This is a genomic window from Bifidobacterium bombi DSM 19703, assembly GCF_000737845.1.
Taxonomy (GTDB): domain Bacteria; phylum Actinomycetota; class Actinomycetes; order Actinomycetales; family Bifidobacteriaceae; genus Bifidobacterium; species Bifidobacterium bombi.
In genome coordinates this window covers 487,082-500,937 of record NZ_ATLK01000001.1, presented here as the reverse complement: position 1 = coordinate 500,937, position 13,856 = coordinate 487,082, and the positions used below count along the sequence as shown (strand labels likewise).

General features: G+C 54.7%; 11 protein-coding genes and 1 pseudogene. 1 reads left to right on the top strand and 11 read right to left on the bottom strand.

All coding sequences use genetic code 11. From position 1 onward, the window contains the following. Window positions 1-237: 237 nt before the first annotated feature. Window positions 238-999, top strand: a pseudogene (locus BBOMB_RS01910) (type III pantothenate kinase); the annotation flags it as partial. Between the two features lie 133 nt (window positions 1,000-1,132). On the opposite strand, the gene BBOMB_RS01905 reads toward BBOMB_RS01910, so the two are convergent. The 11 genes from BBOMB_RS01905 to prfB form a co-directional block, all read right to left on the bottom strand. Further along, complete coding sequence (locus BBOMB_RS01905; protein ID WP_044086897.1) at window positions 1,133-2,545, bottom strand: ABC transporter substrate-binding protein; 1,413 nt, start codon at window positions 2,543-2,545, stop codon at window positions 1,133-1,135. 18 nt (window positions 2,546-2,563) lie between these two features. Next, window positions 2,564-3,280 carry a pseudouridine synthase gene (locus BBOMB_RS01900; RefSeq protein WP_414133063.1) on the bottom strand — a complete coding sequence of 239 codons (717 nt, stop codon included), beginning with the start codon at window positions 3,278-3,280 and terminating at the stop codon, window positions 2,564-2,566. A 28-nt stretch (window positions 3,281-3,308) separates the two neighbouring features. After that, window positions 3,309-5,198: a glutamine--fructose-6-phosphate transaminase (isomerizing) gene (gene glmS, locus BBOMB_RS01895; protein ID WP_044086896.1), complete on the bottom strand. Its 1,890-nt coding sequence runs from the start codon at window positions 5,196-5,198 to the stop codon at window positions 3,309-3,311. Window positions 5,199-5,604: 406 nt separating this feature from the next. Next, complete coding sequence (locus BBOMB_RS01890; protein WP_044086594.1) at window positions 5,605-6,411, bottom strand: amino acid ABC transporter ATP-binding protein; 807 nt, start codon at window positions 6,409-6,411, stop codon at window positions 5,605-5,607. A gap of 44 nt (window positions 6,412-6,455) precedes the next feature. Further along, window positions 6,456-7,439, bottom strand: a complete 984-nt coding sequence (locus BBOMB_RS01885; RefSeq protein WP_414133043.1) for an amino acid ABC transporter permease — start codon at window positions 7,437-7,439, stop codon at window positions 6,456-6,458. Window positions 7,440-7,491: 52 nt separating this feature from the next. Continuing rightward, window positions 7,492-8,409: an ABC transporter substrate-binding protein gene (locus tag BBOMB_RS01880; RefSeq protein WP_044086592.1), complete on the bottom strand. Its 918-nt coding sequence runs from the start codon at window positions 8,407-8,409 to the stop codon at window positions 7,492-7,494. Between the two features lie 164 nt (window positions 8,410-8,573). Beyond that, complete coding sequence (gene smpB, locus BBOMB_RS01875; protein ID WP_044086591.1) at window positions 8,574-9,053, bottom strand: SsrA-binding protein SmpB; 480 nt, start codon at window positions 9,051-9,053, stop codon at window positions 8,574-8,576. A gap of 82 nt (window positions 9,054-9,135) precedes the next feature. After that, window positions 9,136-10,452: a CHAP domain-containing protein gene (locus BBOMB_RS01870; protein WP_044086589.1), complete on the bottom strand. Its 1,317-nt coding sequence runs from the start codon at window positions 10,450-10,452 to the stop codon at window positions 9,136-9,138. A gap of 81 nt (window positions 10,453-10,533) precedes the next feature. Next, window positions 10,534-11,457, bottom strand: coding sequence for a permease-like cell division protein FtsX (gene ftsX / locus BBOMB_RS01865; RefSeq protein WP_044086588.1), 924 nt, complete (start codon window positions 11,455-11,457; stop codon window positions 10,534-10,536). Beyond that, on the bottom strand, window positions 11,454-12,629 hold the full coding sequence (ftsE, locus tag BBOMB_RS01860) for a cell division ATP-binding protein FtsE (RefSeq protein WP_044086587.1): 1,176 nt from the start codon (window positions 12,627-12,629) through the stop codon (window positions 11,454-11,456). The genes ftsX and ftsE overlap by 4 nt, the downstream gene beginning before the upstream one ends. Then, entirely contained in the window at window positions 12,629-13,756 is a 1,128-nt protein-coding gene (prfB, locus tag BBOMB_RS01855) for a peptide chain release factor 2 (RefSeq protein WP_044086586.1), read from the bottom strand. Before prfB ends, ftsE begins: the two co-directional genes overlap by 1 nt. Window positions 13,757-13,856: the final 100 nt, after the last annotated feature.

Genomic DNA, 13,856 nt, shown 5'->3' with positions numbered 1-13,856 from the left:
AACCCGGAAACACAACATGATCAACGACTCGAAAAAACCAGATTCGCATATGACGACATACAAATAAAGCTTTCTGCCCCCGGTATAACCTGCGTGATTGGTTAGACCGCCACAGTCGTCACCGCTGCGATATGCACCGTCGGAACACAACGCTGATTGTGGCAACGGCAAGTCTATAATCTCAGATATCAGCGCTCGGCGTGTGCTCAGGAACAGGGATGGAAGGAAGTGGCACCCATGCTTATTGCGGCGGATATCGGGAACACGAACATCGTCATAGGTTTTCTTGACTCAGACGGGATGATCGACACGTATCGCATAGCAACCGACAGTGGCTGCACAAGCGACGAATACGGTCTGAAACTGACGCAGTTGCTTGATCTGACCGGCATCGTGCCTGACGACGTAACCGATGTGATCATCTCATCCGTGGTCCCTCAGGTGATGCACTCGTTCAAGGCGGGAATACTCAAATTCCTCGGCTTGGAACCCATGGTTGTGGGGCAAGGGACGAAGTCAGGACTTTCCATCCGCATCGACGACCCCAAATCATTGGGGGCGGACTGCCTTGCCGACTGCGTGGGTGCATACCACCTGTATGGAGGCCCCGTGCTCGTGATCGACTTCGGCACCGCCACCACCTTCAATTACGTCAATGCGAACCGTTGCATCACCTGCGGGCTCATCACGCCGGGCCTACGCACCTGCGCGCGGGCCTTGTGGCAGGGGACCGCGCAACTACCCGAAGTCGAAATCACCAGACCGAACACCATACTAGCCACGGAAACCAAAACCGCCATGCAGGCCGGACTGTTCTATGATTTCCTAGGCGGCACGGAACGGATCATCGAACAATTCCGTCGGGAGCTCAAGGAGGATTTCACGGTAGTCGCGACAGGAGGACTGTCTTCGGTACTCAAAGGAGAGACCGATATGATCGACGTATACGATCCGGATCTCATCTTCAAAGGAATGCTGCAGATATACACCCAGACGATCGATCGACCCTCCTCACACCGGGCAGGCGGCGCAGCCCGAACGCCCGGCGCACACCGCCTGCAGTAGAGATCTCATCGGCCGGACTCTGCCGTCGGCATACTGCGTTTCACAGGCGTTATGGATCAAGCCACCGTCAGCGCACATCGAACCCTTGGTTGGTACCATACTCCTTGAGATCTTTCTGCCAGGCCTCCAGGCCATCGGAAAGACTCACCTTCGCCCCTGGGTTCTGCGGAAGCTGCAGCGGAGAGCCATCCGGGTTCATCTGTCCCTCCTCGATCCGTTGTTCGGTCCGCTCGAATGCCAGTTTTTTGTTGGACCACTGATACGCCGCGCCGACCGTGTTCCGAAAGTCGCTTCGCGCGTAGACTTCGAAGGGCAGATATGTGTAACCCACCGAAACATCTGCAGCCGACCGGGAAAGCACACGATTGAACTCCTGACCACCGAAGTAATTGACTTCAACGCCCCGGGCATCCCTGAGCGTGGTCTTCCGCAAAAACCGTTGGCTCTTCAACGAGCTCGAATCCGCGGGAAAGGCGCCGCCCTCCACCCTGCGATCGATGCCTTCCCTGCTGTGGCATACATAACGTATAAAGCGGAAGGCTGCCTGGGGCTTGCGACTTGACTGCAGGATCGCCAAGGAGGACCCCCCATTCTCAGAGTTCCCGGTCCTGCCGTCCGGCGTCGGCATCGGAGCGACCCTCCATAGCCCGGATGTGCCCGGAAGGTCCGACAGCAGCAGCGACGGCAGCCAGGCTCCCGCGAACAACGAAGCGACACTGCCATTGCCCACCGACTTCTTCCAACCATCGGACCATGTCGGCAAAGTGGTGTTCACAAGCCCCTCATCAACCATTTTCTGCCAGAATCCAGTGAATCGTCTTGTCGCCTGATCCTGCGCAAGATCGATGGTCACCTGATGCCCGTCCGCAGAGGTCTTGAAAGGACGACCCCCCGCAAGCCATATCATCGCATTGTAGAAGCTTGCATCCCCGGAATCCGCCGTGATATACGCGCCTATCGATTTGAGTTTTTTGGCCGCATTGTAATAGTCTTCCCAACTATGTATCGCAGTGGCGTCGACCCCAGCCTGATCGAAGACGTCTTTGTTATAGAAAAATGCCATTGGGCCGGAATCAAGGGGGATGCCATACACCCGGTTGTTGAGCTGAACCGACGACCACGTGCCCGGTGAAAACGAAGAAGAGTATCCTGACGCCTCGTCGGTGATATCACGTATCTGCCCGCTCACAGCGTACTGGGGCAACGCGTAATACTCCAATTGCACGACATCCGGTTGCCCATAACCATCCTGAATGGCGGTGTTGAGATTGTCATAGCCGCTTTTCTCGGTGACTTTGACTCGAATGTCCGGATTCTCACGTTCAAAGACTCTGGCCTCGGCCTCCATACTCGGTTCCCACGACCAGACGTTGATAAGCGTTCGATTGTCCGTGGCAGCCTGACAGGAACTCAATGCAAAAAGGTTCACCACGGTGCATACCATAGCCGTCAACCGTGCCAATTTCACTCTCATCGTCATACCGTTTCCCATCAGGTTCTAGGCTACACCAATAGGCACCTTGGACGTGAACCTGTGCACTGTGCCACTGACAGGGTCCTTGAATTCCAATGAACGAGCCACAAGTTCCAGAGGAGTAGAGAAGTCATCATAAGGCCTATCTACGACCGTCGGATAAAGATCGTCGCCGCAAATGGGCAGACCCAGGGAGTTCATATGGACACGCAGCTGATGCGTCTTTCCTGTGCAAGGATGTAGGACGTATTCTCTGTATCCTTGCGCACAAGCAGGAGGACGGCCAAGATCGATCATAGTCTGGGCGTTGGGCTCACCGGGAATCTCGCGAGCCTGGAGTCGGCTTCGCTCTTTGACAATATGCGAACGTCTTATCAGCGGGAAGACATTCGGCCGTGCAATGAACTCCACCGTACCATTCCACGGTCGAGCGATCGGTTTAGCGGGCGCAAGGCATTCATAGATCTTCTCCACCTTGTGCTCCTGAAACATCGTCTGATAGGCCCCGCGCAACGCGGGGTCGCGGACAAACAGCACAACTCCCGCAGTCATCCGGTCCAGACGGTGGGCAGGTACGATGGAATCATCGTCATACATCGCGCGCAGTCGCATGAGCGCCGTCTGCCGATACCACATTCCGCGCGGCATGGTCGCCAGAAAGTGGGGTTTGTCTACGACGATGATTGATGCATCGTCGTATAGGACTTCAAGATTGAAGGGAATCCTCGGCTCATCCGTCACCCAACGGTGCCTGACCGACGCCACCGAATCACTCCACCGTGACCGACTTGGCCAGGTTGCGGGGCTTGTCCACGTCGTACCCTTTAAGTCTGGCCATATCGAGCGCAAGTAGCTGCAACGAGACCACATCCACCAAAGGGCTGAGCAACGTCGGGCACTGAGGACGCCAGAACACGACATCCGCATACCGCTCGGCATCTGGATCGCCTTCCTCGGCCACTGCGACTGTAAAGGCGCCTCTGGCCTTCACTTCTTCGATACCGGAAACGACCTTGTTATGAAGCACGTCACGTCCACGCGCCGAAGGGACGATGACGACGACCGGCTCGCCCTCCTCGACCAAGGCGATGGGACCATGCTTGAGTTCACCTGCGGCGAAGCCTTCGGTAAATGTATAAGCCACCTCCTTGAGCTTCAAGGCGCCCTCCATCGCCACCGGGTAACCGACATGTCTGCCCAGGAAGAGGAACGAACGTGAGTTCACCAACCTTTTCGCAGCGGCCTCTACAGTACTGGACACATTGTCAAGGACCCACTGGATCTTGTCCGGCATGGCCTTAAGCTGCTCGACCACCTCGTGTATCTCATCGGCATACAAGGTGGACTTGACCTGCGCCAGATACAGACCAAGCAGATAAGCGGCGACGATTTGGGAGACGAAGGCCTTCGTGGAGGCGACAGCCACTTCGGGACCTGCATGAGTATAGAGCACGGCATCCGACTCCCTTGGAATGCTCGAACCCTGAGTGTTGCAGATTGCCAGTACATGAGAACCTTGCTCACGTGCATGGCGCAATGCCATAAGCGTATCCATGGTCTCTCCGGACTGGGAAATGGCCACTACCAAGGTACGGGGCGTGAGAATCGGGTCACGATAGCGGAACTCGTGGGCGAGCTCCACCTCGACCGGTATGCGCACCCAATGTTCGATGGCGTATTTCGCAACCATCCCCGCATAGCTGGCTGTCCCGCAAGCTACAACGATAATCTTGTCCACGGCACGGAACACCTCCGGCTCAATGCGGACTTCGTCCAGAACGATGTCCCCTTGCGCGCTGAAACGGCCAAGCAATGTATTGCGCACAGCTGCGGGGTCTTCGTGGATTTCCTTGTCCATGAAGGAGTCCCAGCCACCTTTCTCAGCGGCGCCCGCATCCCAATCGACGCTGAAGCGTCGCGAGTCGGTGATTGGTGTGCCATCGAAATCGGTGACGATGACCTCGTGAGAGCTGATGCACACGGCTTCATCCTGTCCTAATTCCATGGCCTCCTTGGTGTACGCTACAAAAGCCGCGACATCCGAGCCAAGGAAGTTCTCCTCTACTCCAAGGCCTACGACCAGTGGCGAATCATGTCGCACACCCACGACGATGTCGGGTTGTCTGCAGTCCACTGCCAGGATCGTGAAGGCTCCTGTCAGCATTCGTGCCGTTCGACGCAGTGCCTCGAACAGATCGGTCTCACCGTTTTCCGCGATGATCTCGTCAGCGTTCCTACCCAGAAGTTTGGCCGCCACTTCCGTGTCGGTAGCCGAGTCAAAGCTATAGCCTTCTTCTTTGAGCTGCTCGCGTAATACGCCTGCGTTTTCGATGATGCCGTTGTGGATGATGGCGATATGCCCGTCGGCACTGGTATGAGGGTGGGCGTTCACATCACTCGGCTCTCCGTTGGTGGCCCAGCGGGTATGGCCTATGGCAGCTGTCGCCTCCGGCAATGGGTCTCGCTCAAGTTCGGCGGACAGATTCGCCAGCCTTCCTGACTTCTTGCGCACGAGTGCAGATCCGAGTCCTGGAGCCACCACCGCAACTCCAGCGGAATCATACCCGCGGTATTCGAGACGTTTCAGACCTTCCATGCACACTTCCAGCGGTTTACCGCATGCCGTGCCGTTTCCTACGTATCCTACGATTCCACACATGAACATCCAGTGTAAACGATCTCATGACGGAACATGCCTTCAGCCGAATGCGCATTCTCTGTCTGGATCGAAGAACTAACCGCGAGACAAGGTTACAGGGCACTTTGACAGGTTCAAACCCAACCGATAGGGAGGCGATACCGACCTGACAAACTTCTAGAAAGACATGGCGGCCGAAAAACATACGCAGGAAGCTCTGTACTCTTCTTCTGGTTCTAAGTCAAATTCGTTGTGAGCGCTCATAGGTTTGAAACCGCCGGAAAGTCGCCATGTTTTTACAAGATACATGCCAAAAGAGCCGCGTCCGATCATCGTAAAAACACCGCATCACGACAATCAGACTCGGCTGGAAGGCGAAAGCTCCGCCTGCACTCATGTCATCCTGGTTATGAAAGCAAGCGTAACTCTACAGCACATGGCTGAGGAACTCGGAGAAACGCGGACTTGTCGGATTGTCAATGATTTCAGGGCCGCCTTGTTCGACTACGACTCCTCCATCCATAAACACCACCTGATCCGCTACCTCTTTGGCAAAACCAATCTCGTGCGTCACCACAATCATGGTCATGCCGTCATCGGCAAGCTGGCGCATCACCTTGAGCACTTCACCTACGAGTTCCGGATCGAGGGCACTGGTGGGTTCATCGAACAGCATGAGTTCAGGATTCATGGCAAGTGCCCGTGCGATTGCGACGCGCTGCTGCTGACCACCCGAAAGCTGCATGGGGTAATAGTCCGCCCTATCCGCCAACCCCACACGCTGTAACTGTGCCATGGCTTGTTCCTTGGCCACGCTCTTGGGGACTTTCGCAACATGGACCGGAGCTTCCATCACGTTTTCGATGGCGGTTTTGTGGGGAAACAAGTTGAAGCGTTGGAAGACCATGCCGATGTGCTCACGCTGCTTGGCAACCTCCTTTTCGTTAAGCGTTTGGAGCATGTCTTCACCATTGTGCTTGACGTGTTTGTACCCCATCAGTTCACCATTGACCTCGATACTCCCTGCTGTGAGCGTTTCAAGCTGGTTGATGAGCCGCAACAAGGTAGATTTGCCTGAACCAGATGGGCCGAGTATGACGTTCACCGTTCCTGGTTCGACAATCAGATCCACGCCTTTAAGTACATGCAGATCGCCGAACATCTTGTGCACGTTGGTTGCCTTGACCGTGGGTACTGACGCATGATCAGCGTTGAAATTCTCCGTTGTAGTCATCGTTTTTCCTTCCATGTCTGAATTGTTCCTCGAATCGTTTGGCATCAGGCGTTGAGGCCCATGAATTTCAAATCGGTTTCGTCGTTTCCGGACGAAGCTCCGTTGGGCTTCGCGTCTGTCATAGTGACGTCGGAACCGTTCTGCTTCGCCGCCTCCTTGGTAAAGCCTTTACCGAAATGCTTCTCCAGCTGAGCTTGGATCACCATGAGGAAGGAGGTGATGACCAAGTACCAGATGCCCGCCACCAACAACAACGGAATCGGCTTATAGATACGGTTGGCGATGGTAGTCGTGGCCCATTGCAGTTCAAAGGTGAACGGAACAGCCATGACCAACGAGGTGGTTTTCAGCATGCCTATTGTCTCATTGCCGGTGGGGGGGATAATGATCCTCATGGCTTGCGGAAGGATAATGCGACGCATGATCTGCCCACGGCTCATACCGAGAGCCTGAGCCGCTTCTATCTGACCTGAATCAACGGCATCCAAACCAGTCCTCACGATTTCGGCAAGATAGGCGGCTTCATTAAGCGCCAATCCCAGCAATGCCGCCATGAAGCCCGATTCTACGAAATTGTATATGTCCTGCGTATTGATCGACCAAAACGTCAGTGAGGTAAAAGGTATGCCAAGCGAAAGCTTAGGCACCAAGACTACAAACAATCCCCAGAAAATCAACTGCGTATACACCGGTGTGCCACGGAAGAACCAAATGTAAAACCAGCTTACTCCCCGCAGTACAGGATTCACTGATTTCCTCATGATTGCGAGAATCACGGAAAGAATGACGGCTATGACCATTGAGCCGACCGTAAGAATCAGAGTCCAGAAAATACCATCAAGAACATTCTCGTTGAACAGATAATGCCATACCGTCGGCCAATCCAATTTATCATTGCCTATGAGACCACGGGCTATCCAGACCGCAAGCAGCGCCACCACAATACCAGCTATGAGCGAACCAGGCCGTTTTACCGGTAACGCCTTGATTTTGCCAGGAATTTCGGTTGTAGTATGTTTGCCTTCCATTTTCGTTCCCTTCATCGTTTTTCAGTGTTTCTCAGTCATTGGATTGGCGCAGTCAGCGCTGCGTGAGCTTTGGATTGACTATTGATTTCTTGATCGCCCCTGATTCGACTCCCCAATATTTCAATATCTTCATATAGGTGCCGTCATCAATGAGCTTGTTAATCGCGGCTTGCACTGCTTTGGCCGTTTGCATGTCGCCTTTTCTGATGGCGATCGCCTGAGGCATTCGGTCCATAGGTTCACCCAGCGCGTCCAGCTTGCCTTCGGTCTGTTTGACTGCATAGTTGGCTACCGTGGCATCAGCGAAAAAAGCGTCGGATTTTCCGGTGATGACGGCCGTGGTGGCATCGGTTTGAAGGCTCATTGACTGAACCATGATTCCCGGATTGCCTTTGGTTTTGCACTGCTTGCTCATGTTCTGAAGATCCGATTCCTGCAAGGTGCCTGTCTGTACCGACACAGAATGTCCGCAAAGATTCTTGGTGTCGACATTTTTGGGATTGCCATGCCGGACGACGAACTGCAGACCGCTTGAATAGTCATAGACCCATTCCGCCACGGTCTTGCGGTCTTCCTCCGGAGTGAAACCGGAAATGCTGATGTCATACCGATACCCTGTGCTTGGGATGGCGGTATCGAAGGGCGTGTATACAATCTTCGGTTTAAGGCCCATGAGAGCGGCAATTGCCTTGCCCAAATCAATCTCAAATCCCACGGCGGTCTTGCCATCCTGCGCCACAAATTCGACCGGCGCATACGTCGTCTCACTGCCGATCGTCAGCACACCATCTTCCGAGATGTCCTTGGGAACCATCGCTGCGATCGCATCATCCTTATGGACATAGCTGACGTCATATCCAGGAATCTTCGTGTCCGCCGTCATATCGGACGTCCCGCAAGCGCCAAGTGAGGCGCTCAATACTAAGGCACTTACCAAAGCACATGCACGTCTCATATGTTTGAATGTCATGGAGTTCCCCCTTCCTCATGTTTTATGAATTACTTGTTCTACATAATATAAGATATGCTGTATATTTATACACCGGCGTGTCGAAAGGTGTTTCCGTTATAAAAAAACGCCATGCGGTTCTATGAAACCGCATGGCGATCATGAATGGGACGGGAAGGGAGGGACTATATCACTTGCCTGTTCTTATAACGCATGATGCGCAATGCATCACGCTTATCCTGTTCCTCACGCAACGCCTGCCGCTTGTCATATTCTTTCTTCCCCTTGGCCAAGGCAATCTCCACTTTCACCAGACCATCTTTAAAATAAAGACTCAAAGGCACCACAGTATAACCTTTGGCCTCTGTTTGCCTACTGAGCTTGGCAATCTGCGCCGCGTGCAACAGCAGCTTGCGTTTGCGTTTCGGAGCATGATTGGTCCAGGTCCCGTTGAGGTACTCAGGAATATTGGCGTTTTCCAACCAAATCTCACCACGTCTGTCTATTGACACAAAAGACTCGGCAAGCGAAGCCCGTCCTTCGCGCAACGACTTGACCTCCGTACCTGTAAGAGCCAATCCGGCCTCATAGCGATCTGAAATGGTGTAGTCATGTCTTGCCTTGCGGTTCTGGGCAATAAGTTTGGTTCCACGCTCTTTAGCCACGAATCCTCCTATTCTTGAACAACGTTCTGGCCTTCATACGTTGGAGGCAACGCATGAAGGCCAGAACACGTCCAAGCATGAATCAGCTGTGTATGTACTGGTACGCGCCAGCGTTCCCGACCATCCTCCGCGTGACGTACACGGAACCGTAATTGCATTCGGACACCATGATGCTGTTGCCAAAAATGCCTTCGACAATAGCGACATGCCCATAGGTGCGATCCGCCCCGGCCTGACCGGGTTGGAAGACGACGATGTCACCTACCGACCTCGGGGTATTGTCCACACTATAGCCGAACGCTCTGGCAGCGCCTGCCCATTGCGCGCCATTGCCAAAGAACGATCCGACGGGCAGACCGAGTTGATGGCGGCGTTCGTAGGCCCACCATGTGCATTGTCCGGAGGGGTAACCGTTATACCCAGCATCGCCTGTCGGGTGTCCATTGTATCCGGGACTGCTTGGAGCGGCCGGCGCACCGCCTCCGTTGTTGGCGCTCGGCGGACGATACGCTCCTTGCTGCCCACCGGAGCTTGCGTTCGGATGGGCGTTGACGACCGCGGAGGATTGATTCAAGGCATCGATTTTCGAGCTCAGCAGAGCGACTTGGGCTGCTTCGCGCGCTGAAGCGGAGGTCAGTTCGCCTTTCTTGGCTTCGAGGCTCTGACGCGCCTGTGCCCCCTGATCTCGCAGAGCCTGCAGATTCGCCTGCTGCGCTTGCGCATCATCGGAAGCTTTCTGGGCGGAGGCCGCTTGACTGTCCGCTTCTTCCTTCAACTTGCCTATCTGCGTCTCAATCGCCGCCAAACGGTCTTTGCGGTTCGAGGACCTTCCAAGCCAGGCGGCATCGGCCGATGCCGCATTGGACTCGCTTCTTGCTACAGCGGCGGAAGACTGCATCTTGTCGACGAAATCACGTGTCGTACTCGACTTCGTGACTACATCCATCACCTGAGACGCATCGGAACCGTGGAAACCATCCCTGGCCTGTTGAGCCACACCGGCCTTGGCATCATCATAATCGGCACCGGTTTGCTTTATCTGAGTCTCAAGATTCTGCTTATCCTGCTGTGCCGCCTGAAGCCTGTCGGCAGTGGCCTGGGCCAAGCTTTTCGCTTGATCCGCTGACTGACGTGCGGAATCAGCCGCCTGCTGCGCCGCCGGAATCTTGTTCGAATTCAAATCATCAAGCTGCAGAATCTGGTTCGCCAAATCGCTGTCTACTCCGGAAAGCTGACGTTTCAATGCATCACGGTTGGCGACACTCCGATTGTAGTCGCTATAGACATCTGCATAGGCGGGATGCGTTTGCGGTGCGACCATCAACAGCCCCGTACCCGAAACCGTGGCAGCGGCAAGCAGCAACGCAACGCTTCTCCCTAGACGACCTGCGTTCGTCATGTTCTTTCCTTTCCTTGAGACTAGAACCCATTATACAGACGCTCATGAACTCCACAAGAGAAGCCGACAATTGGCGTAAAATCAGGCCTTGAGATATCGTCTCAACGCGACGGCTGAAGATATAGCGGACAGCAACATCGCCCCAAGTATGAGTGCCGGAGCAGTCAACCATACTGAGCGTTGATCGATGTAAGGCATCCAACGAACGCTATTGGAAAGACCATCGGTGATGAACACTTTGACGATGAGACTCAATGCGCCACAGGCCAGCAACGAACCCAGGAACGAGGCGATCACGCCTTCGAGTATGAACGGCAGACGTATGGTCCAATTGGAAGCACCCACCAAGCGCATAATCTCCGTTTCGTTCTTTCTGCTGGCTGCGCTCATCCTGATTGTGGTGCCGGTGAGCAGAACCGCCACGACGATCATCACCGCCGCCAGCACCACGGTTACGATTGTGGCCTTGTTCAGCACATTGAATACGGGATCGAAAATCTGACGCTGATCCTGGACCTCCTCAACACCCTGCTTATTCGTCAGCGTCTCGCTGACCTGTTGGTATTTGGTCGGGTCCTTGAGTTTGAGACGCAATGAGTCCTGCATGTCCGCTGCGGTCAGAGTCCTCCCTTGGTAAACCCCACCAGGATACTGCTTGAGGAAGGTATTCTTATAGAAGTCCTCACGACTTGTGTAGGTAATCTTCGCAACCACATCGCTCAGATCGTTATGTATGTTCTGTTCGAGCTGAACGATTTCAGCCTGCGTCGGTGCTTTGCCGGACGAACAGTTGGCTACCTGACTGGTTCCATCAGGACATAGCCATACTACTACTTCCACTTCCTTATACCAGTCGCCCTTGGCCTTGCTTACCTGCGCCTGCATCAGCACGGATGCACCGATGAAGATGAAGGAGATGAACGTCACCAGCAAAACCGAGAGGATCATGGAGACGTTTTGGCGCAAACTAGTCCAGGTTTCAGAAAGAATGAAACGGAATCTCATTGTCGAACACCTTTCTGGATCGTGTCATCATTCCGTTGACGACTTCCATGGCCACTGGGCTTCGCGGAGGGTGGTGCAGGAGGCAGCGGAGGCTTGTCCGCATGGGTTTTCGACCCATCAGGCACCGCCGTGCCCTTGGCATCCTTGGTCGTGATCTCAGAAAGCCCCTTCCCCCAAGTCATCGTCGTTTCGGCCTCTTGGAAGGCCTCTCCATAACGCCCTTTTCGTCCGGAGTGAACCGAGCTCGCAAGCCGGGCTATTCCGAGGTTTTCTCCATCCTGTGAATTCACCGCATCCAATACGGCATCCATCGCCTGACGGGTCGCCACCGAGCTGTCATCGATGGCACTTGATACGCCGTTGGACCGTATCGACCGTAAGGATTCTGTAGCGGCGGCGACATCGCCGGTTACGTTGGCTTGGCGCACGGGACTGAGCACCTGCTGCGCCTGGGACTCCACATCGGCGTCCGGGAAGAACAAGGCCGAATCATAAGAACCATGCGCCTGATCTCGAACGATCTTCCCGGCGTGAAGCTCCACGACCCGTTTGCGCATTGAATTGACGATCTCCTCGTTATGAGTAGCCATCACGATGGTCGTTCCGGTCCTGTTGATGGCGTCAAGCACTTCCATGATGCCCAATGAAGTCGTAGGGTCAAGATTCCCTGTCGGTTCGTCGGCGAGCAGTATCTGCGGATGATTGACATACGCCCTTGCTATCGCGACACGCTGGGCCTCGCCGCCGGAGAGTTCGTGAGGATAGTTCTTCTCCTTGCCCGAAAGACCCACGGTCTTAAGGACCTTTGGGACCAAGGACCTGATGGTGGACCTGCTAGTGCCGATCACCTCAAGGGCAAAAGCCACATTCTGCCAGACCGTCTTGTTGTTGAGCAACTTGAAGTCCTGGAATATGAAACCGATGTTGCGCCGGTACTGAGGCACCTGGCTGGGGCTCATACGGCGCAGGTCGTTGCCGGAGACGCGAATCTCGCCGTCAGTAGCCTCCTCTTCGTGCAGCAGCAGACTCAGCAAAGTCGTTTTCCCGGAACCGGAGGCACCGACGAGAAAGACGAAGTCACCGCGGTTGACATGCAGCGTGACGTCATCGAGCGCCGGTTTGGCCCCCTTGGGGTACATCTTGGAAACATGGTCCAGCGTTATCAGTGCCATCAACCTTCCTCCTGCTCTTCGATACGCCGCTGTTCATGGCGCCAACGTATGCCTGCATCGATGAACCCGTCGATGTCACCATCGAACACGGCCTGGGTCTGGCTGGTCTCGTATCCTGTCCGCAGATCCTTGACCATCTGGTAGGGATGCAGGACATACGAACGCATCTGATCCCCCCAGCTCGCCTTGATGTCTCCGGCCAGCTCCTTCTTCTTCCTGGCTTCCTCTTCATGACGAAGCACCAACAAACGCGACTGCAGCACCGCCATGGCCGCGGCGCGGTTCTGGATCTGGCTACGCTCGTCCTGCATGGTAACCACGATGTTGGTGGGCAAGTGGGTGATGCGCACAGCCGAATACGTGGTGTTGACACCCTGCCCTCCTGGTCCTGACGAGCAATAGGTATCCACGCGAATATCGGAATCAGGGATGTCGATATGGTCCGTAGCTTCGACCAAAGGTACGACCTCTACAGCCGCGAAGCTGGTCTGGCGCCTTCCCTGGTTGTCGAAAGGTGAGATGCGCACCAAGCGATGAGTCCCTCCCTCGACCGAAAGCCTTCCATAGGCATAGGGTGCGTCCACTTGGAAGGTCGCGGATTTGATTCCAGCCTCCTCTGCATACGATGTGTCCATGACCTTCACTTTGTAACCGTGACGCTCGGACCAACGAAGATACATACGCATCAGCATCTGAGCGAAATCCGCGGCATCGACACCGCCGGCGCCGCTGCGAATAGTGACGACGGCACTTCTTTCATCGTATTCGCCGTCGAGCAGGGTCTCTATTTCCAGCTCGTCCAGGTCATTTTTCAGCGAGTCGACCACATGCTCCGCCTCGTCCATGGAACCTTTATCGTCTTCCTCTTGGCCTAGTTCGAACAGGGTCTGTGCATCATCAAGCCTGCTGTTTATGACATCAAGCTTCTTGACCAACGACTGCTTGTTCGAGAGTGCGCTGGTCACTTTCTGGGCGTGCTCGGTATCATTCCACAAATCCGGGCGCGTCGCCTCCTCCTGGAGCTCCGCGATCTCCGATGAGAGACGTTCGACATCCAAAGCCTTGACGATTGAATCGTACTTGGCACGTGCCGCTTCCAGTGCCTGCAAAAAATCGAATTCTGCCATAATCCTTCACCATGTATTCCGCTATGCTGATCCGTGATCCGCACAGCACCGGATGCCATGCTTGACACCAAGTTCCTTAACGTTGCATATTCGGCTGAGA

Excerpts from the sequence above, each read along its gene's own strand:
- glmS (WP_044086896.1), bottom strand. The coding sequence starts at position 5,198 with ATGTGTGGAATCGTAGGATACGTAGGAAACGGCACGGCATGCGGTAAA.
- ftsX (WP_044086588.1), bottom strand. The coding sequence starts at position 11,457 with ATGAGATTCCGTTTCATTCTTTCTGAAACCTGGACTAGTTTGCGCCAA.
- BBOMB_RS01885 (WP_414133043.1), bottom strand. The coding sequence starts at position 7,439 with ATGGAAGGCAAACATACTACAACCGAAATTCCTGGCAAAATCAAGGCG.
- BBOMB_RS01870 (WP_044086589.1), bottom strand. The coding sequence starts at position 10,452 with ATGACGAACGCAGGTCGTCTAGGGAGAAGCGTTGCGTTGCTGCTTGCC.
- BBOMB_RS01905 (WP_044086897.1), bottom strand. The coding sequence starts at position 2,545 with ATGACGATGAGAGTGAAATTGGCACGGTTGACGGCTATGGTATGCACC.
- ftsE (WP_044086587.1), bottom strand. The coding sequence starts at position 12,629 with ATGGCACTGATAACGCTGGACCATGTTTCCAAGATGTACCCCAAGGGG.
- prfB (WP_044086586.1), bottom strand. The coding sequence starts at position 13,756 with ATGGCAGAATTCGATTTTTTGCAGGCACTGGAAGCGGCACGTGCCAAG.
- BBOMB_RS01890 (WP_044086594.1), bottom strand. The coding sequence starts at position 6,411 with ATGACTACAACGGAGAATTTCAACGCTGATCATGCGTCAGTACCCACG.
- BBOMB_RS01880 (WP_044086592.1), bottom strand. The coding sequence starts at position 8,409 with ATGACATTCAAACATATGAGACGTGCATGTGCTTTGGTAAGTGCCTTA.